Source organism: Streptomyces sp. NPDC040589 (assembly GCF_055594445.1).
Window position 1 is genome coordinate 1,261,819 of record NZ_JBVIWP010000001.1, and the last position, 18,900, is coordinate 1,280,718.

Genomic DNA, 18,900 nt, shown 5'->3' on the forward strand with positions numbered 1-18,900 from the left:
GTTAGTTGATCACCACCTTGACGACGCCGGTGAGGGCGATCTGGGCGAGGGACAGGGGGACGAGGAGGGTCCAGGCGAGCTTCTGGAGCTGGTCCTCGCGCAGGCGCGGGTAGGTGACGCGCAGCCAGATCACGAGGAAGGCGAGGACTGCGGTCTTCAGCAGGGTCCAGACCCAGCCGAGGCCGTCGGCGCCCCAGGGACCGTGCCAGCCGCCCAGGAAGAGGACGGTGGTCAGACCGCACAGGACGACGATTCCGGCGTACTCGGCGAGGAGGAAGAGGGCGAAGCGGAGGCCGGTGTACTCGGTGTACGCACCGAAGATGATCTCCGAGTCGGCGACGGGCATGTCGAAGGGAGGACGCTGGAGTTCGGCGAGGCCGGCCACGAAGAAGACGATCGCGCCGACGATCTGCCAGGGCAGCCACCACCACTCGAAGGCGTCGAGGATGCCGGGGAGCGAGACCGTGCCGGCGGCCATCGCGACCGAGGCGGCGGTCAGGAGCATCGGCAGTTCGTAGGCGAGGAGCTGGGCGGCGGTGCGGAGGCCGCCGAGGAGGGAGAACTTGTTCGCGGACGCCCAGCCGGCCATGAGCGATCCGAGGACGCCGACGCCCATGACGGCCAGGACGAAGAAGACGCCCGCGTCGATGACCTGGCCGACGGCTCCCTCGCCCGGGCCGATGGGGATGGCGAGCAGGACGAGGAGGTACGGCAGCAGGGCGACGGCGGGGGCCAGTTGGAAGATACGGCGGTCCGCGCCCGCGGGGACGATGTCCTCCTTCTGCGCGAACTTCACGCCGTCGGCGACCAACTGGGCCCAGCCGTGGAAGCCGCCGGCGTACATGGGGCCGAGGCGGCCCTGCATGTGGGCCATGACCTTGTGTTCGGTCTGGCCGATGATCAGGGGGAAGGTGAGGAAGACGACGAAGACGATCAGGAGTCGCAGGGTGACGTCGAGCGCGTCGTTCACCGCGTGCCTCCTGCGGGGTCTTCGGGGTTGTCTGCGGGCTCTGCGGGCTCTGTGGCCTCTGTGGCCTCGGTGGGCTCTGTGGCCTCGGTGGCCTCGGTGGCCTCTGTGGCCTCTGTGGGCTCTGTGGTCTGCGAAGGCTCGGGGGTCTGCGAAGGCTCGGGGTTCTGCGAAGGCTCGGGGGTCTGCGAAGGCTCGCGGGTCTGCGAAGGCTCGGGGGTCTCCGAGCCGCCTGAGGGCTCGAGGGCCGGCGACTTCGCGGTCTCGGGCGACGGTTCGGGTTCCGGTTGCGGTTCTTCGAAGGCCGGGCGGGCGTGGTGCCAGGGGGCGTCCGAGCTGCGCGGAGTGCGGGCAGACCTGCCCGGCCGGCTGTCGCCTCGGTCGGACGCGGCGCGTTGGCTCGAGCTGCCCTCCGATGCGCTGCGCGCGCGGCGCGGTCCGGCCGACGGGGTCGGGGACTCGGCCTCGGCGGCGGGAGACTCCGGCTGCCCGGTGGCCTGCGCCTCGGTGCCGGGCGCCGCTGCTTCGGAACCGGTCGCCGGGGAGTCGGATCCCGGCGCCGGGGACTCCGGGCCGGTCGCCGCGGATTCCGATCCGCTGGGCGTCTGGCTCGCCGAGCCGTCCGCTGCGGTTCGGGTACGGCGCGGGGCGGTCGGGGACGAGGGGGACGTATCGCCGGGCGCGGTCTGGCCGGCCGACCCTTCCGCGGCCGAACGCGCGCGGCGCTGGGCAGCCGGAGCCGGAGTGGCCGCCTCGCCCGCAGCCGCCTGGCTTGCCGAGCCTTCCGCTGCCGTGCGGTTACGACGCGGCCCCGCCGGAGCCGAAGCAGGCGACTCCCCGGGCGAAGACTCACCCACCGGCCCCTCCCCCGCCGAACGCCCACGGCGCGCAGCAGCGGGAGCCGAAGTAGCCGCCTCGCCCGCAGCCGCCTGACTCGCCGAGCCCTCCGCCGCCGTACGCGCACGCCGCGCAGCAGCCGAGGCCGGAGCGTCCGAGGCACCGGCAGCCGCCTGACTCGCCGAACCCTCCCCCGCCGTACGCGCACGGCGCACGGGACGTTCGCCGGCGGCCCGGGTCGGGCGGTCGCCCGAGGCTCGGGGGGTGCCGCGGGTCGGGCGGGACGGGGCCGGGGGGAGTTGGCCCTTGAGGGGGCCCCATTCGTTGGGGTCGGGGACGCCGGGTGGGAGCATCTGGCGGCGCTTGGGGCCGCCGTGTTCCGACTCGCCGGGTTCCTTCGCGCCTGGCCAGGCCTTGACGACGCGTGCGGCCAGGACGAAGTCCTTGCGCAGGGGGTGGCCTTCGAAGCTGTCGGGCAGGAGCAGGTGGTCGAGTGCCGGGTGGCCTTCGAAGGCGATGCCGAACATCTCGTGCGTCTCGCGTTCGTGCCAGGCGGCGCCCGCGTAGACACCGACCGCCGAGGGCAGGGCGGGGGACTCGTGCGGGATGGTCGTACGGACGAGGAGGCGTCGTAGGGGGGAGAGAGCCGCCACGTGCGCCGTGACGCGGAAGCCCGTGCCGGGTTCGTCGACCGCGCTCAGCCAGTCGAAGTAGGTGCAGCCGAGCCGGTCTCGGGCGGTCTCCAGGGCGGAGATCCAGGTCGCCGGGGGGACGTCGACCGTCAGGACCTCGTACGACTCCTCGGCCGTGGCGTCCGGGCCGAAGAGTTCCTCGGTGGCGGCGGGCAGCCAGCCGACCGCGGTCATCGTCCCTCCCCGGAGTTCTCGGACGGCGGTCGCACCAAGCCGCTCTGCAGCGCCGCCGCGGAGGGGCGTTGCGTGCCGTACCGCTCCCCCAGCGACTCGCGGGCGATCTTCTCCTGGAGCTTGAGGATGCCCTGGAGCAGCGCCTCGGGGCGGGGCGGGCAGCCGGGGACGTAGACGTCGACGGGGATGATCTGGTCGACGCCCTTGGTGACGGAGTACGAGTCCCAGTACGGGCCGCCGCAGTTGCTGCACGCGCCGAAGGAGATGACGTACTTGGGCTCCGGCATCTGCTCGTAGAGGCGCTTCACCGCCGGCGCCATCTTGTCCGTGACCGTGCCGGACACCACCATCAGGTCGGCCTGGCGCGGGCCCGGTGCGAACGGGATGACGCCGAGCCGGATGAAGTCGTGGCGGGCCATCGACGCGGCGATGAACTCGATCGCGCAGCAGGCGAGGCCGAAGTTGAAGACCCAGAGCGAGTAGCGGCGGCCCCAGTTGAGGATCACCTTCATCGGCTCGGGTGCGAGGCGCGCGAGGGCGCCGAGCCGCTTCGGTTCCGGAAGCAGCACGGGTTCAGGGCCGGCGGGGGTCACGTCGGGGGTCACGTCCATGTCAGGACGCCCTTCTTGTATGCGTAGAGCAGGCCCACGGCCAGGAAGCCGAGGAAGATGAACATCTCCACCAGGGTCGCCGCGCCGTAGCCGGGGGCGGCGAAGACGGTCGCCCAGGGGAAAAGGAAGATCGAGTCGACGGCGAAGATCACGTAGAGGAAGGCGTAGACGTAGTAGCGGACCTGGGTGTGGGCCCAGCCCTCGCCGACGGGGTCGACGCCGCACTCGTAGGTCAGGAGCTTCTCTGGCGTGGGGACCACGGGCCGCAGCAGGCGGCCGGCCCCGAAGGCGACGGCGACGAACAGCACGCCGACCACGGCGAGCAGTCCGACGACCGAATAGGACTGGAAGTAGTCCGCCGCGACGACGGTCGGTTCCGGCACGTCCGTCCCTCGCTCCCTTGAAACTCGGACCTGGTCCCGCGACGATCCCCCGGCTCACCCGGACGCCGCTGTTCGACGATCTGTACGCACGGGAGTCTAGGCCCTGATAAAGGCAGGGTAAGCAGCCCGTCACGCCCTGGCATGCGGGGGTGGGGTTTTCCTCAGTCGATCCTGGCGGTCCGCCTCATGGCGCGGCCGCCCGAGGCCGGGCACGCTGACGCGTATGACCGAACGCTTCCCGTCCACCGGCTCGAAGGCGGCCGCGACGACGGCCGGGCAGGACGACCGCCCGCCACCGCCCCGGTTCGCCTACGACCGGCACACCTGGAAGGAGATCGCGCACCTCCTGGCGAACCTTCCTCTCTCCCTGCTCGGATTCACCTATGTCATGACGGTGCTGTTCACCAGCTTCTGGCTGACCGTCACGGTGATCGGGTTCCCGCTGCTCGCCGCCGGACTCATGGGCGCGCGACAGCTGGGCAAGCTGGAGCGGGCGCGGGCCAGGGCGCTGCTCGGGGTGCGGGTGGACGAGCCGAGCCGGCTGCCGCTGCGCGGCGCGGGCGGCTTCCTCGCCCAGGTGTGGATGTCGCTGAAGGACCCGGTGGGCTGGCGTGCGGTGCTGTACGAGTTCATACGGCTGCCGTGGGGCGTCCTCACCTTCACCATCACGCTGGCCTCGCTGTTCGTGCTGTGGCCGGTGCTGCCGTTCATCGCGCGGGGGCTGGCCAACGCCGACCGGGCCATGGTGCGCGGGCTGCTGTCGCCCTCGGACGAGCTGGAGCGGCGCATCGCCGAGCTGGAGTCGGACCGGGGGGTCGTGGTCGACACGGCCGCGGCCGACCTGCGGCGCATCGAGCGGGATCTCCACGACGGGGCGCAGGCCCGGCTGGTGGCCCTGGCCATGGGTCTCGGCCTGGCCAAGGAGAAGGTGCTGGAGGACCCGGACGCGGCGGCGGCGATGGTCGAGGAGGCGCACGGCGAGGTGAAGCTGGCGCTCCAGGAGCTGCGGGATCTGGCCCGCGGTATCCATCCGGCGGTGCTGACCGACCGCGGCCTTGACGCGGCCCTGTCCTCGGTCGCCTCGCGCTGCACGGTCCCGGTGAAGGTGACGGCCGACCTGCCCGCGCGGCCGGCCGCGGCCATCGAGGGCATCGCCTACTTCACGGTCTCGGAGCTGCTGCAGAACGTCAGCAAGCACAGCCGGGCGAGGTCGGCGTCGGTGGATGTGTGGTGCACGGCCGACCGGCTGCTCATCCAGGTGTGGGACGACGGCCGCGGGGGTGCGAGTCTCGACGGCGGTACGGGGATGAAGGGCCTGGCCGACCGGCTGGGCGCCGTGGACGGCCTGTTCGTCCTGGACTCGCCCGAGGGCGGCCCGACGACGGTCACGGCGGAACTGCCGTGGCGCGACCGCACGGACGGCTCCGCCGCGGGCACCGGCAGCCGCTGAGCCGCACCGGGAATCCGCTGGGCCGGAGGTGGGGAAAACCCCCCGTCCAAGACGCCGACGGACTCCATGGTCCGCCGACCAGCGGCGGAGCAGGGTGGAGGTATCGAGAGCACAGCCGCGGGACGAGGAGAAGGACGACGCCGATGGCCACGGAGTACGGACAGGGATACGGGTTCGACGGCGGGCCCGGGTTTCCCGGGAGCACCGAACGACGGCGGCACCGGCTGCCCGTCGCGCTGCGGGCGCCGGTCGAGGGCCGCACCTGGCGGGAGCTCTGCCATGTGCTGCTCAGCCTGCCGATCAGCATCGTGCTGTTCGTCTACGCGGTGACGATGGTGTCGCTGGGCGCGGGGCTGCTGGTGACGTTCCTCGGCGTGCCGGTGCTGGCGGCGGCGCTCGCCGGGTGCCGTGGCTTCGGGGCGGTGGAGCGGTTCCGGGCGCGGGCGCTGCTGGACCTGGAGGTGGCCGAGCCGGAGCCGCTGCGGATGCGGAAGCCGGGCGCCATGGCGTGGATGGGTGCCGTCCTCAAGAGCGGCGCCTCGTGGCGGGCCCTGCTGTACGCGCTGCTGCAGCTGCCCTGGGCGGTGTTCTCGTTCGCCGTCGCCGTGAACGTGTGGGTGCTGGGCTGGGGGCTGTTGACGTACCCGCTGTGGTTCTGGGTGTTCCCGATGTACGCCGGCCAGGACGGGATCCAGCTGTACGGCGACGAGACGCACCGGATCTACCTCGACAACCCCTTCGAGATCACGATGACCGCGCTGGTCGGTCTGCTCTTCACGATCGCCATGCCGTGGATCCTGCGGGCGCTGACGATGGTGGACCGGCTGCTGGTGCACGGGCTGCTCGGGCCGTCGCGGCTGGCCTCGCGGGTGGTGGAGCTGGAGTCGGACCGGGGGGTCGTGGTCGACACGGCCGCGGCCGACCTGCGGCGCATCGAGCGGGATCTGCACGACGGGGCGCAGGCCCGGCTGGTGGCACTGGCCATGGATCTGGGGCTGGCGAAGGAGAAGCTCCAGGAGGATCCGGAGGCGGCCGCGCGGATGGTGGACGAGGCGCACGGTGAGGTGAAGACGGCGCTGCAGGAGCTGCGGGACCTGGCCCGGGGGATCCACCCCGCGGTGCTGACGGACCGGGGTCTTGACGCGGCGCTGTCGGCGGTGGCCTCGCGGTGCACGGTTCCGGTTCAGGTCGAGGTCGATCTGAGGGAGAGGCCGGCGCCGGCGATCGAGGGGATCGCGTACTTCACCGTCTCGGAGCTGCTGCAGAACGTCAGCAAGCACGCGCGGGCGACCTGGGCGGGCGTGGAGGTGTGGCGTGCGGAGAACCGGCTGATGCTCCAGGTCGTGGACAACGGCGCGGGCGGGGCCGACGTGTCCCAGGGCTCGGGGCTGGCGGGGCTGGCGGAGCGGCTCGACGCGGTGGACGGGATCCTGGTGGTGGACTCGCCGGCGGGCGGGCCGACCCGGGTGACCGCGGAGTTGCCGTGGCGGGGCGCGTACGTGCGGTGACCTCCGGTGGGGGACGGGTGGGGGTCCTGGTCCGTCCCCGCCGGGTCCAGGGGGCTCTCCGCCCCCTGGGCCCCCGGCCTGTGCACACCCACCACCCGAATCACTCGGACAGGAAGCAAGCCCCCCTCGCCGAATCATCTGGACGGCAGCAGGCCGTGTCCCCCGATCAGTGCAGACAACAAGCCCGTCCCACCCCCATCCACCCCCCGATCCTGAAATGCTGGACCCGTCGCACGGGTGGGCGCGGAGCCGTTGTGGGCCGCGGACGGGCGGCATCGGGCTGTGGGGGGCCGAAACATCGTGGAGGACAGGGTGCGGGTGGTCATCGCCGAGGATTCAGTGCTGCTCAGGGAGGGCCTGACCCGGTTGCTGACCGACCGCGGGCACGAGGTCGTCGCCGGGGTGGGTGACGGCGAGGCGCTGATCAAGACCATCACCGAGCTGGACGCGCAGGGCGAGCTGCCGGATGTCGTGGTGGCCGATGTGCGGATGCCGCCGACGCACACCGACGAGGGGGTGCGGGCGGCGGTGCGGTTGCGCAAGGCGCACCCGGGGCTCGGTGTGCTGGTGCTGTCGCAGTACGTGGAGGAGCGCTACGCCACGGAGCTGCTGGCGGGGTCGAGCCGGGGCGTCGGCTATCTGCTGAAGGACCGGGTGGCCGAGGTCCGTGAGTTCGTGGACGCGGTGGTGCGGGTGGCCGGCGGCGGTACGGCCCTCGACCCGGAGGTGGTCGCGCAGCTGCTGGGCCGCAGCCGTAAGCAGGACGTGCTCGCGGGGCTCACGCCGCGGGAGCGGGAGGTGCTGGGGCTGATGGCCGAGGGGCGGACGAACTCGGCGGTCGCCCGGCAGCTGGTGGTCAGCCACGGCGCGGTCGAGAAGCACGTCAGCAACATCTTCCTGAAGCTGGGGCTGTCGCAGAGCGACGGGGACCACCGCAGGGTCCTGGCCGTGCTGACGTACCTCAATTCCTGACATGGGCGGCACGGGTGCGTGATCACCCCAAAGTCGCGTCCAAGATGCGAATGACACAAAGAAGGCGACCCTTACGGTCGTAGGGTTGATCCTGGGAGGCCTGCGGGAAGGCCTGTCGGGACAGCCGCCTCGAGGGAGGTCCAGTTCAGTGACCAGCCAGGTCAGTAGCCCAGCGGAGCAGGCCGACGGACCAGTCGTAGGAGAGCAGCGCAAAGCGGGGGGCGCCAAGGGCGTCCGCCGTCTCGACCGGGTGATCATCAGGTTCGCGGGGGACTCGGGTGACGGTATGCAGCTCACCGGTGACCGCTTCACCTCGGAGACCGCGTCGTTCGGCAACGACCTGTCGACGCTGCCGAACTTCCCGGCCGAGATCCGGGCGCCCGCCGGGACCCTGCCGGGTGTGTCGTCCTTCCAGCTGCACTTCGCCGACCACGACATCCTCACGCCCGGTGACGCGCCGAACGTGCTGGTGGCGATGAACCCGGCCGCGCTGAAGGCGAACATCGGCGACCTGCCGCGCGGCGCCGAGGTGATCGTCAACACGGACGAGTTCACCAGACGGGCGATGCAGAAGGTCGGCTACGAGACCAGTCCCCTGGAGGACGGGTCGCTGGACGGCTACCACCTGCACCCGGTGCCGCTGACCACGCTCACCGTGGAGGCACTGAAGGAGTTCGACCTCAGCCGCAAGGAGGCCGAACGCAGCAAGAACATGTTCGCGCTGGGCCTGCTGAGCTGGATGTACCACCGGCCCACCGAGGGCACGGAGAAGTTCCTCAAGTCCAAGTTCGCGAAGAAACCGGACATCGCGGCGGCCAACATCGCCGCGTTCCGGGCGGGCTGGAACTTCGGCGAGACCACCGAGGACTTCGCCGTCTCCTACGAGGTGGCCCCGGCGGCCACGGCGTTCCCGCCGGGTGTCTACCGCAACATCTCCGGCAACCTCGCCCTGTCGTACGGCCTGGTCGCCGCGAGCCGGCAGGCGGATCTGCCGCTGTACCTGGGGTCGTACCCGATCACTCCGGCGTCGGACATCCTGCACGAGCTGTCCAAACACAAGAACTTCGGCGTGCGGACGTTCCAGGCCGAGGACGAGATCGCCGGTATCGGGGCCGCGCTGGGCGCGGCCTTCGGTGGTTCGCTGGCCGTGACCACGACGAGCGGTCCCGGGGTGGCGCTGAAGTCGGAGACCATCGGCCTGGCGGTCTCCCTGGAGCTGCCGCTGCTGGTCGTGGACATCCAGCGCGGCGGGCCGTCGACGGGTCTGCCCACCAAGACCGAGCAGGCGGATCTGCTCCAGGCGATGTACGGGCGCAACGGCGAGGCCCCGGTGCCGATCGTCGCACCGCGTACCCCGGGGGACTGCTTCGACGCGGCCCTGGAGGCGGCGCGGATCGCGCTGACGTACCGCACGCCGGTCTTCCTCCTCTCCGACGGTTACCTGGCCAACGGCTCCGAGCCCTGGCGGATCCCGGACCTGGACGAGCTTCCGGACCTGCGGGTGCAGTTCGCGCAGGGCCCGAACCACACCCTGGAGGACGGCTCCGAGGTGTTCTGGCCCTACAAGCGCGACCCGCGGACGCTGGCCCGGCCGTGGGCGATCCCGGGCACACCGGGTCTGGAGCACCGGATCGGCGGCATCGAGAAGGAGGACGGCACCGGCAACATCTCCTACTCGCCGGCCAACCACGACTTCATGGTCCGCACCCGGCAGGCCAAGATCGACGGCATCGACGTCCCGGACCTCGAGGTGGACGACCCGCACGAGGCCAGGACCCTCGTCCTGGGCTGGGGTTCGACGTACGGGCCGATCACGGCGGCGGTGCGGCGGCTGCGCCGAGCGGGGGAGTCCGTCGCGCAGGCGCATCTGCGCCATCTGAACCCCTTCCCGAAGAACCTCGGTGCGGTCCTCGGGCGTTACGACAAGGTGGTGATCCCCGAGATGAACCTCGGGCAGCTCGCCACGCTCATCCGGGCGAAGTACCTGGTCGACGCGCAGTCGTACAACCAGGTCAACGGCATGCCGTTCAAGGCGGAGCAGCTCGCCGCGGCTCTGAAGGAGGCCATCGATGGCTGAGACGTCCACGCACGGCACGGGCACCGTCGAAGCGCTCTCCCTCGTCCCCAAGGCCGAGGGGAGGCAGTCGATGAAGGACTTCAAGTCCGATCAGGAAGTGCGCTGGTGCCCCGGCTGCGGCGACTACGCCATCCTCGCGGCGGTGCAGGGCTTCATGCCCGAGCTGGGTCTGGCGAAGGAGAACATCGTCTTCGTCTCGGGCATCGGCTGCTCCTCCCGGTTCCCGTACTACATGAACACGTACGGGATGCACTCCATCCACGGCCGCGCCCCCGCCATCGCCACGGGTCTGGCCAGCTCGCGCCGCGATCTGTCGGTGTGGGTCGTCACCGGTGACGGCGACGCGCTGTCCATCGGCGGCAACCACCTGATCCACGCGCTGCGCCGCAACGTCAACCTCAAGATCCTGCTGTTCAACAACCGGATCTACGGTCTGACCAAGGGCCAGTACTCGCCGACCTCCGAGGTCGGGAAGATCACCAAGTCGACGCCGATGGGCTCGCTGGACGCGCCCTTCAACCCGGTGTCGCTGGCGATCGGCGCGGAGGCCTCGTTCGTGGCGCGGACGGTCGACTCCGACCGCAAGCACCTGACGGAGGTGCTGCGCCAGGCCTCCGCCCACCAGGGCACGGCCCTGATCGAGATCTACCAGAACTGCAACATCTTCAACGACAACGCCTTCGAGGCCCTCAAGGACAAGCAACAGGCCGAGGAAGCCGTGATCCGGCTGGAGCACGGCAAGCCGATCCGCTTCGGCGGCGACCTTGCCAAGGGTGTCGTACGGGACCGGCTGACCGGGGACCTGAAGGTGGTCGCGGTGACGCCGGACAACGAGGACCAGGTGCTCGTCCACGACGCGCACTCCTCGTCCCCGACCACGGCGTTCGCACTGTCCCGCCTGGCCGACCCGGACACCCTGCACCACACCCCGATCGGCGTCTTCCGTGCCGTCGACCGGCCCGTCTACGACACCCAGATGACCGACCAGCTCGACCAGGCGATCGAGCAGCACGGCAAGGGCGACCTGGGCGCGCTGCTGGCGGGCGGGGACACCTGGACGGTCGCCGGCTGAGCCGCTTCGAGAACACCGAGGCCCGGGAGCGCTAGGAGGCGGCCCGGGTCTCGTCGTAGGTCAGGCGGGCCTTCTCCACGTCGTCCATGCGGTCATGGGTCCACTGGGCGAGGGACTTGACCTGCTCGGCGGCCTCGCGGCCCAGGTCGGTGAGGGAGTAGTCGACGCGGGGCGGGATCACCGGCTTGGCATCCCGGTCGACGAGGCCGTCACGCTCCAGGGTCTGGAGCGTCTGCGTGAGCATCTTCTCGCTGACGCCCCGGCCGTTGTACCGGCTGATCGCCCGGCGCAGCTCGCTGAACCGGTACGGGCGGTCCAGCAGCTCGATCAGGACGAGCACGCCCCAGCGGCTGGTGACGTGTTCCAGGACGAGCCGGTACGGGCACAGGGCCTCACCATCACTTACTGCCATGCCAGTACCTTACTTCAAAGTGGGTACTTTCGAAGAGTTAGCGCTTCTCCTATGGTTAGTGCCACCGCACCCCACAAGGAGAGTCATCACCATGAGCATCGTCGTCACCGGAGCCACCGGACAGCTCGGCCGTCACGTCGTGGAGCAGCTGCTGGAGAAGGTTCCCGCCGAGCAGATCACCGCGGTCGTCCGCAACGCAGACAAGGGCGCCGACTTCGCGGCTCGCGGGGTGAGGATCGCACTGGCCGACTACAACGCCCCCGCGTCCTTCGACGGCCTCTTCTCCGCCGGTGACAAGGTCCTGCTGATCTCGGGCAACGAGTTCGACAAGGGCCGTGTGCAGCAGCACAAGGTCGTCATCGACGCCGCCAGGGCGGCCGGGGTCGCCCTGCTCGCCTACACCAGCGCCCCGGGCAGCCTGACCGCCGCGCTCGCCGACGACCACCGCGGCACCGAGGAGGCCCTGCTGGACTCGGGCGTGCCCTACGCGCTGCTGCGCAACGGCTGGTACCACGAGAACTACACCGAGAACCTCGCCCCGGTGCTGGAGCACAACGCGGTCGTCGCCGCCGCCGGCGAGGGCAGGGTCTCCTCCGCCTCCCGCGCCGACTACGCCGCCGCCGCCGTCGCCGTGCTGACCGGCGACGGGCACGAGAACAAGACGTACGAGCTGGGCGGCGACACCCCGTGGAGCTTCGCCGAGTACGCGGCCGAGCTCAGCCGGCAGACCGGCAAGGAGATCACCTACAGCGCGGTCACGCCCGAGGTGCTCACCGGCATCCTGGCCGGCGCCGGCCTGCCCGAGCCGTTCGCCCAGATCCTGGCCGGGGTCGACGCCTCCATCGAGAAGGGTGAGCTGGTCGTCTCGACCGGCGACCTGTCCCGCCTGGCCGGCCGTCCGACCACCCCGTTCTCCGAGGCCATCGCCGCCGCGCTCAAGGGCTGAAGTCCCACCCGGCGGGCCCTTGAGCCGCCCACCCCCGGACTGTCATGACCGTATGCCGATACGGGCATGACAGCCGGGGGCGCTCGGCGTTACCTTCGTGGTCGCGTAACACCATGTGCGAAGGAGGGGGCCCGTGACCGGCAAGCCGAGGGGCGAGGCGCGGATAGGACTGCTGAACGGGTTCGCGGCCTACGGGATGTGGGGGCTCGTCCCCCTGTTCTGGCCCCTGCTGAAGCCGGCGGGGGCGGTGGAGATCCTGGCCCACCGGATGGTGTGGTCGCTGGTCTTCGTGGGCGCCGCCCTGCTCGTGCTGCGCCGCTGGGCCTGGGCCGGAGAGCTGCTGCGGCAGCCGCGCAAGCTGGCGCTGATCACGGTCGCCGCGGCGGTGATCACCGTCAACTGGGGCCTGTACATCTGGTCCGTGAACTCCGGGCACGTGGTCGAGGCCTCGCTCGGGTACTTCATCAACCCGCTGGTCACCATCGGGATCGGGGTGCTGCTGCTGAAGGAGCGACTGCGGCCGGTGCAGTGGGCGGCGGTCGGGACCGGCTGCGCGGCGGTCGTCGTCCTGACCATCGGCTACGGCCGGCCCCCGTGGATCTCCCTCTGCCTCGCCTTCTCCTTCGCCACGTACGGGCTGGTGAAGAAGAAGGTGGGCCTCGGCGGCATCGAGTCGCTGGCCGCCGAGACCGCGATCCAGTTCCTGCCCGCGCTCGGCTTCCTGGTGTGGCTGACCGCGCAGGGCGACTCCACCTTCACCAGCGAGGGCGCGGGGCACGCGGCCCTGCTCGCCTCGGCCGGCATCGTCACCGCGCTGCCCCTGGTCTGCTTCGGCGCGGCCGCCATCCGCGTCCCCCTGTCCACCATCGGCCTGCTGCAGTACTCGACGCCGGTCATCCAGTTCCTGCTCGGCATCCTCTACTTCCACGAGGAGATGCCGCCGGAGCGCTGGGCCGGGTTCGCGCTGGTGTGGCTGGCCTTGACGCTGCTCACCTGGGACGCGCTGCGCACCGCCCGCCGCGCCGCCCGCGCGCTCACCGACGAGATCAGCGTGCCCAGCACCACCAGGACGACCGGCACGACCAGCGCCGCACGGAACGCCGAGAGCGTGGCCTCGGGGCCGGACCCGGTGGACGCCAAGCCGTAGACCGCGGTGACCGCCGAGATGCCGATCGCGGAGCCGAACTGCGTGGCGGTGGTCAGCAGCCCGCCCGCCAGCCCCTGCTCCGACTCGGCGACCCCGTCCGTGGCCGCGATCGTCAGCGGCCCGTAGGCCAGGGCGAAGGCGAGGCCCGCCAGGAACAGCGTCGGGAACATCGCGGCGTAGGACCAGTCCATGCCGACCGGCAGGAACAGCGCGTACGCGGCCACGGCCAGGACGAAACCGCCGACGATCACCCGGGCGTTGCCCCAGCGGGCCACCAGCCACGGCGTGAGCGTCGGGGCGAGGACGGCGTCGATGCCCATGACGATCAGGGCCAGCGCCGTCTGGAGGGACGACCAGCCGCGCAGTTCCTGCAGATAGAGCGTGACGATGAACTGGAAGCCGAAGAAGGCGCCGAGGAAGAGCAACGCCCCCAGGTCGGCGCGCACCACCGTGCCCTGACGCAGGATGCCGAGGCGGACGAGCGGGTCCGGGCAGCGGCGTTCGGCCGCGACGAAGGCACCGGCCAGGAGCAGCGCCGCGAGCCCCGAGGCCGCGGTGAGCGGCCAGTCGCGCAGGCCGTGTTCCAGGCGTACGACGGTGTAGGCAGCCAGCAGCATCGCGCCGGCGGCGGTGATCGCGCCGGGCAGGTCGAAGGTGCCCCGGCGGGCCGGCGGAACATCGCTCCGGGGGATCAGCCGTACGGCGGCGACGAGCAGGGCCGCGGCCAGCAGCACGGGCGCGAAGAACACCCAGCGCCAGCCGAACTCGGTGAGCAGCCCCCCGATCACCAGGCCCAGGGAGAAGCCGGCCGCACCCGTCCCGGCGAAGATCAGCAGCGCCTTGTTGCGCTCCGGGCCCTGCGCGTACGACGTGGTGATCAGGGAGAGGGCGGCGGGGGTCATGAAGGCGGCGGCGACGCCGGTGACGAACCGGGCGACGACCAGCATCCAGCCGTCGGTCGCGAACCCGCCGAGCCCCGAGAAGGCGAGGAAGACGGCCAGCCAGAGCAGGAACATCCGGCGCCTGCCGAGCAGGTCGGCGGCCCGGCCGCCCAGGAGGGTGAAGCCGGCGTATCCGAGCACGTAGGCACTCATCACCCACGCCGCGGTGTCGGTGCCCAGCCCCAGGTCGGAGCGGATGGCCGGGATCGCCACCGCCATCATCGCGACGTCGATGCCTTCGAGGAAGATCGTTCCGCACAGAACGAGCAGCAGCGCCCAGGCACGGGTGCCCATCAGTCCACACTCCTCCGCCATCAGTCGGTTACGCAACTGAGGGTCGGTTCCCTCTTGTAACCACGACCAGCCTGCGGCAGCATCGACAGACATGGAAGAAGGCACTTCGAAGTCACCGAGTAACTGCGAGAGCACCGTGGACTACGGCGACGCCGACCCCTTCCAGTGGGACACCCGGGAGGACTGCCAGGTCCGGCAGATCCTCGACCGGATCGCCGACAAGTGGTCGCTGCTGGTCATCGCGCTGCTGGAGAACCGGCGGCTGCGCTTCACCGAGCTGCGCCGGGAGATCGACGGGGTCAGCCAGCGGATGCTGACGGTGACCCTGCGGTCGCTGGAGCGGGACGGGCTGGTGAAGCGGACCGTGCACCCGGTGGTGCCGCCGCGGGTCGAGTACGAACTGACCTCCCTCGGCAGGACGCTGCACGCCACGATCCAGTCCCTGGTGACCTGGACGGAGGAACACCAGGACGAGATCGCCGCGGCCCGGACCGCGTACGACACCCGCGCCGTATAACTGGTACATGACACAGACACCGGCACGTCCCGCCCCCGTGCACTGGAAGGTCGTCATCGACGCGAACGACCCGCACGCGCAGGCCGACTTCTGGGCCGCCGCACTCCACTACGAGGTCGAGGACAACAGCGTCCTCATCGGGAAGCTGCTCGGCGCCGGTGTCGTGCCGGAGGAACTCGTCGTCGAGTTCCACGGCCGTCACGCCTTCCGGGACCTGGTCGCCGTACGGCACCCCGAGGACCCGTTCGAGGAGGAGAGCGGGACCGGGCTGGGGCGGCGGCTGCTGTTCCAGCGGGTGCCGGAGACCAAGACGGTCAAGAACCGGCTCCATCTCGATCTGCACCCGGGCGAGGGGCGGCGCGAGGAAGAGGTCGCGCGGCTGGAAGGGCTCGGGGCGAGGGTGCTGCGGCGGGTGGCCGAGCAGGGCGGCGAGTGGGCTCTGATGGCGGACCCGGAGGGGAACGAGTTCTGCGTGCAGTGACACCGGCGAACACCGGCCGTCCTCACAACGCCCTGGCCTGTTAGAGGTCTTGACGGAGAGTCAGTACCAGCTTCACCATCCAGGCACCCCATTCACCCTGGGCGGCCTTCGGACACCCCACGGGCTGCCCGAAGGAACTCGGAGTCCCCACATGAAGCTCTCCGTTTCCGCGCGTGCCGTGGCAGCAGGCGGCATAGCGACTGTCATGCTCCTGACCGGTGGCGCCGTGGCCGATGCCGCGTCCGCTCCCCCGAGACCGGCGGCGGCGCCCGACCTGCCCCTGGCGGGCGTCAAGGCCCATCTGACCCAGCTGCAGTCCATAGCCACCGCCAACGGCGGCAACCGCGCGCACGGCCGGACCGGCTACAAGGCCTCGATCGACTACGTGAAGGCCAAGCTGGACGCCGCCGGATTCACCACCACGCTCCAGCAGTTCACCGCCTCGGGACGCACCGGCTACAACCTGATCGCCGACTGGCCCGGCGGTGACACGAGCCAGGTCGTGATGGCCGGCTCGCACCTCGACAGCGTCTCCTCCGGGCCCGGCATCAACGACAACGGGTCCGGCTCGGCAGCCGTCCTGGAGACCGCCCTCGCCGTGTCCCGGGCGCAGTACAAGCCCACCAAACATCTGCGGTTCGCCTGGTGGGGCGCGGAGGAACTCGGTCTGGTCGGCTCCCGCTACTACGTCAACCGGCTGGCGACCGGCGACCGTTCGAGGATCAGCGCCTACCTCAACTTCGACATGATCGGCTCCCCGAACCCCGGCTACTTCGTCTACGACGACGACCCGGCGATCGAGAAGACCTTCAAGGACCACTTCAGCGGCCTCGGCGTACCGACCGAGATCGAGACCGAGGGCGACGGCCGCTCCGACCACGCGCCGTTCAAGAGCGCGGGCGTGCCGGTGGGCGGCCTGTTCACCGGGGCCAGCCGCGCGAAGACGGCGGCGCAGGCGGCCAAGTGGGGCGGTACGGCCGGGCAGGCCTTCGACCGCTGCTACCACTCCTCCTGCGACACCACCGCCAACATCAACGACACGGCCCTCGACCGCAACAGCGACGCGGTCGCGTACGCGGTGTGGGAGCTGTCGGAGTAGTCCGGGTCACCCCTCCTGGTCGCGGGCGCGTTCCGTGAGGCGGCCCATGCGGGCCCGGGCCGACTCCAGTTGCTCGACCTCCTCGGCGGCCGGGCCGTCCTCGGCGGCGAGCTCGGTCCACAGGCCGATCAGGTCGCGCCCCAGCTCCAGCCCCAGCGCCGGGTCGCGCACCGCCCGCCAGGCAGTGGCCGCGCTCTGCACGTTGCCGTAGGCGGCCTCCGCGTCGCCCGTACGGCGGCGGGCACCGGCCAGGTCGAGCGACAGCCGGAAGGCACGGAGCGGGTCGCCCGCCAAGTAGGCGATGTACGCGCTGAGTTCACCCAGCCGGAGCACCTCGGGGTGCTCCGGCCCCAGCGTCGCCGACACCTGCGCGACGGTCTGCTCCGCCAGCCCGGCCGCCGCCTCGATCCTGCCCTCCTTCACGGCCTCGTTGATCCGCGTGATCGGCTCCGCGACGAGGGCGGGGGCTCCGGAGTCGCCCGGCGTACCGGGAGTCTCGTCCCCGAACATGGCCTCCGCGACGGCGTCGAAGCCGCGGGCGGGGGTGGGCTTGGCGTCGAGGTCGGCGAGCAGCTCCGCTTCGAGCACCGGGTCGGGCTTCCTGGTGCGCCGGGGCTCGGCGGCGGGACCCGCTTCGGGGATGGGGAGCGGCCTCACGTCCATGGGCGGAGGCGGCCCGAACTCACCCGTCGGGGGCGCGACGGTGCCGGGCGCTGTGGCCGGGCCCGGGGGCGCGTCTTCGGGTGCGGGCGGCTCCTGTACGGCGCGCAGCCGGAACGTCGGGGCCGCGCCGAGATCGCCGGGCTCCGGTACGGGGCGCAGGACGTGTGTGGCGCTGTCGCTGTGCGGGGGCTCCTGCTCCGCCGCGGATGGCATCGGTCCGGGCTCCGGAAGGGGCGGCTCAGCGGCCGCGCCCGCCTCGGGCCACTCCGTCGCCGGGCCCGACACGGGGAACTCCGCCGCCGTGCCGACCGCGGGCGGCTCAGCGGTGGCGCCCGCCTCGGGCCACTCCGCCGTCGGGCCCGACGCGGGGAACTCCCTCGCCGTGCCGACCGCGGGCGGCTCAGCGGTGGCGCCCGCCTCGGGCCACTCCGCCGTCGCACCGGCCGCGGGCGGAGCCGTGGCCGTGCCGGCCACAGGCGGTTCCGCAGCCGCGCCGGCCGGGGGCCACTGCGTCGCCGCGCCAGTCATCGGCGGCTCCGTCGCCGCGCCGGTCATGGGCCGTTCCGTGGCCGGGGCGGCCGTGGGCGGTCCCGGCGGGCGTACCGCGACGGCGTCGTCCGGCGGTGTCGTACGGACCGGCTCGGCCGTGAAGCGGCTGGAGCCGTCCGGGTCGACCTGGAGGGGGACGACATAGCCGATGCGCTCGTCGTGGATCGTGGCGAGGACGGCATGGCCGGTGGCGAGGGCGATGTGGTGGAGGCGGTTCAGGACGGCCTTGTGGATCTCCTCGCCGGGGGCCGCGAAGACCGGGACGCCACCGACGGACGCGCCGTCGGACATGCCCGCTGCTCCGGCACCGGCACCCGGCCCGGCACCGTGTCCCGCCCCGGGGACATGGACGTCGATCGGCGCCGCCGGGGTCGCCGCGTGTGCGGCCTGCTTCTGTTCCCGCTTCTTCTCGCGGCTGAGTCGCGACATCGTCCCCTCACTCGGCGTCGTACACCTACTTGTCGAGTGTGTCCGCTCGCTCCCGTTTCTCACGTCACCGCGGTGTCACAGGCTCGTCCCAAGGACTGTAGGCCCCGGCGCGCGTTGTTCCGGTCGGCATGAAGATCGGGAGTACGAGGGAGGAGAGGTGCATGCAGACAGGCATGCGACAAGGCCCGGAGATCTGGATCCGCGGCCCGGTGACCATCCCGGAGCCGGGACCGCCGGAGCCGGCCCACGCCCATGCCGGGGCCCGGCGGTTCTCCTGGGTCGGCACGCACGGCGGCGCGGGCGTCTCCACGCTCGCCGCGGTCTACGGCGGTCATGACAGCGGCCGCGCCTGGCCCGGGCCGGGCGACCCGCCGTCGGTGCTGCTGGTCGCCCGGACCCACGCGGCCGGGCTGGACACGGTCGCCGGTGCGGTGGAGATCTTCCGGCGCGGTCAGGCTCCGCCGGGGCTCGACCTCGACGGCGTCGTCCTCGTGGCGGACGCCCCGGGCCGGCTGCCGCGCCCGCTCGCCCAGCGGGTCAAGTCCCTGGAGGCGGTCATCGACGTGTACCGCGTGCCGTGGGTGCCGTCCTGGCGGCTCGGTGAGCTGGGCCACCCGCCGCGCGAGACGGCGCCCCTGGCCAGGCTGACGGGAGCGGCACGCTGACGGCCGCGCCCCTG

17 protein-coding genes and 1 pseudogene are annotated in these 18,900 nt (G+C 71.7%); 11 read left to right on the plus strand and 7 right to left on the minus strand.

What is annotated here, in order from left to right; all coding sequences use genetic code 11:
• Nucleotide 1 precedes the first annotated feature (1 nt).
• Genes ACZ58V_RS05825 through ACZ58V_RS05840 form a run of 4 tightly spaced genes read right to left on the minus strand, consistent with a single transcriptional unit; the run spans nucleotide 2 to nucleotide 3,664 of the window.
• Nucleotides 2-970, minus strand: coding sequence for a complex I subunit 1/NuoH family protein (locus ACZ58V_RS05825; protein ID WP_471288514.1), 969 nt, complete (start codon nucleotides 968-970; stop codon nucleotides 2-4).
• Nucleotides 967-2,670 carry an NADH-quinone oxidoreductase subunit C gene (locus ACZ58V_RS05830; protein WP_471288515.1) on the minus strand — a complete coding sequence of 568 codons (1,704 nt, stop codon included), beginning with the start codon at nucleotides 2,668-2,670 and terminating at the stop codon, nucleotides 967-969. The genes ACZ58V_RS05825 and ACZ58V_RS05830 overlap by 4 nt, the downstream gene beginning before the upstream one ends.
• The gene (locus ACZ58V_RS05835; protein WP_468186797.1) at nucleotides 2,667-3,281 is read right to left on the minus strand and encodes an NADH-quinone oxidoreductase subunit B; all 615 of its coding nucleotides are present in this window, start codon (nucleotides 3,279-3,281) and stop codon (nucleotides 2,667-2,669) included. Before ACZ58V_RS05835 ends, ACZ58V_RS05830 begins: the two co-directional genes overlap by 4 nt.
• Complete coding sequence (locus ACZ58V_RS05840) at nucleotides 3,272-3,664, minus strand: NADH-quinone oxidoreductase subunit A (protein WP_471288516.1); 393 nt, start codon at nucleotides 3,662-3,664, stop codon at nucleotides 3,272-3,274. The genes ACZ58V_RS05835 and ACZ58V_RS05840 overlap by 10 nt, the downstream gene beginning before the upstream one ends.
• Before the next feature lie 223 nt (nucleotides 3,665-3,887).
• Between ACZ58V_RS05840 and ACZ58V_RS05845 the strand changes: the two genes are divergently transcribed.
• From ACZ58V_RS05845 to ACZ58V_RS05865, 5 genes are all read left to right on the plus strand, one after another.
• Nucleotides 3,888-5,114: a sensor histidine kinase gene (locus ACZ58V_RS05845; protein WP_468186791.1), complete on the plus strand. Its 1,227-nt coding sequence runs from the start codon at nucleotides 3,888-3,890 to the stop codon at nucleotides 5,112-5,114.
• Between the two features lie 143 nt (nucleotides 5,115-5,257).
• Nucleotides 5,258-6,622: a sensor histidine kinase gene (locus ACZ58V_RS05850; RefSeq protein ID WP_468186788.1), complete on the plus strand. Its 1,365-nt coding sequence runs from the start codon at nucleotides 5,258-5,260 to the stop codon at nucleotides 6,620-6,622.
• Between the two features lie 312 nt (nucleotides 6,623-6,934).
• On the plus strand, nucleotides 6,935-7,594 hold the full coding sequence (locus ACZ58V_RS05855) for a response regulator transcription factor (protein ID WP_468188249.1): 660 nt from the start codon (nucleotides 6,935-6,937) through the stop codon (nucleotides 7,592-7,594).
• Between the two features lie 148 nt (nucleotides 7,595-7,742).
• On the plus strand, nucleotides 7,743-9,671 hold the full coding sequence (locus tag ACZ58V_RS05860; RefSeq protein ID WP_471288518.1) for a 2-oxoacid:acceptor oxidoreductase subunit alpha: 1,929 nt from the start codon (nucleotides 7,743-7,745) through the stop codon (nucleotides 9,669-9,671).
• Nucleotides 9,664-10,743: a 2-oxoacid:ferredoxin oxidoreductase subunit beta gene (locus ACZ58V_RS05865; RefSeq protein WP_468186782.1), complete on the plus strand. Its 1,080-nt coding sequence runs from the start codon at nucleotides 9,664-9,666 to the stop codon at nucleotides 10,741-10,743. Before ACZ58V_RS05860 ends, ACZ58V_RS05865 begins: the two co-directional genes overlap by 8 nt.
• A 31-nt stretch (nucleotides 10,744-10,774) precedes the next feature.
• Here the strand turns inward: ACZ58V_RS05865 and ACZ58V_RS05870 are convergent, their stop codons facing one another.
• A complete protein-coding gene (locus ACZ58V_RS05870) occupies nucleotides 10,775-11,155 on the minus strand; it encodes a winged helix-turn-helix transcriptional regulator (RefSeq protein WP_468186779.1) in 381 nt (126 codons plus the stop codon).
• Nucleotides 11,156-11,246: 91 nt separating this feature from the next.
• Between ACZ58V_RS05870 and ACZ58V_RS05875 the strand changes: the two genes are divergently transcribed.
• Nucleotides 11,247-12,101, plus strand: coding sequence for an SDR family oxidoreductase (locus tag ACZ58V_RS05875; RefSeq protein WP_471288519.1), 855 nt, complete (start codon nucleotides 11,247-11,249; stop codon nucleotides 12,099-12,101).
• Nucleotides 12,102-12,297: 196 nt separating this feature from the next.
• Nucleotides 12,298-13,035 (plus strand): annotated as a pseudogene (rarD, locus tag ACZ58V_RS05880) (EamA family transporter RarD); the annotation flags it as partial.
• Here the strand turns inward: rarD and ACZ58V_RS05885 are convergent.
• Nucleotides 13,020-14,483 (minus strand): MFS transporter, encoded by a 1,464-nt coding sequence (locus ACZ58V_RS05885; protein WP_471288520.1) that lies wholly within the window; start codon nucleotides 14,481-14,483, stop codon nucleotides 13,020-13,022. The pseudogene rarD and the gene ACZ58V_RS05885 overlap by 16 nt on opposite strands.
• Nucleotides 14,484-14,574: 91 nt before the next feature.
• On the opposite strand from ACZ58V_RS05885, the gene ACZ58V_RS05890 reads away from it, so the two are divergent.
• The 3 genes from ACZ58V_RS05890 to ACZ58V_RS05900 all read left to right on the plus strand — a co-directional run bounded on the left by ACZ58V_RS05890 (nucleotide 14,575) and on the right by ACZ58V_RS05900 (nucleotide 16,580).
• Nucleotides 14,575-15,000, plus strand: coding sequence for a winged helix-turn-helix transcriptional regulator (locus tag ACZ58V_RS05890; protein WP_403881916.1), 426 nt, complete (start codon nucleotides 14,575-14,577; stop codon nucleotides 14,998-15,000).
• A gap of 7 nt (nucleotides 15,001-15,007) precedes the next feature.
• The gene (locus ACZ58V_RS05895) at nucleotides 15,008-15,481 is read left to right on the plus strand and encodes a VOC family protein (RefSeq protein WP_403881919.1); all 474 of its coding nucleotides are present in this window, start codon (nucleotides 15,008-15,010) and stop codon (nucleotides 15,479-15,481) included.
• A gap of 151 nt (nucleotides 15,482-15,632) precedes the next feature.
• Entirely contained in the window at nucleotides 15,633-16,580 is a 948-nt protein-coding gene (locus ACZ58V_RS05900) for a M28 family metallopeptidase (protein ID WP_468186772.1), read from the plus strand.
• A 6-nt stretch (nucleotides 16,581-16,586) separates the two neighbouring features.
• On the opposite strand, the gene ACZ58V_RS05905 is transcribed toward ACZ58V_RS05900, so the two are convergent.
• Nucleotides 16,587-18,221, minus strand: coding sequence for a tetratricopeptide repeat protein (locus ACZ58V_RS05905; protein WP_468186769.1), 1,635 nt, complete (start codon nucleotides 18,219-18,221; stop codon nucleotides 16,587-16,589).
• Between the two features lie 161 nt (nucleotides 18,222-18,382).
• Between ACZ58V_RS05905 and ACZ58V_RS05910 the strand changes: the two genes are divergently transcribed.
• The gene (locus ACZ58V_RS05910; RefSeq protein ID WP_471288525.1) at nucleotides 18,383-18,886 is read left to right on the plus strand and encodes a DUF6668 family protein; all 504 of its coding nucleotides are present in this window, start codon (nucleotides 18,383-18,385) and stop codon (nucleotides 18,884-18,886) included.
• Nucleotides 18,887-18,900: the final 14 nt, after the last annotated feature.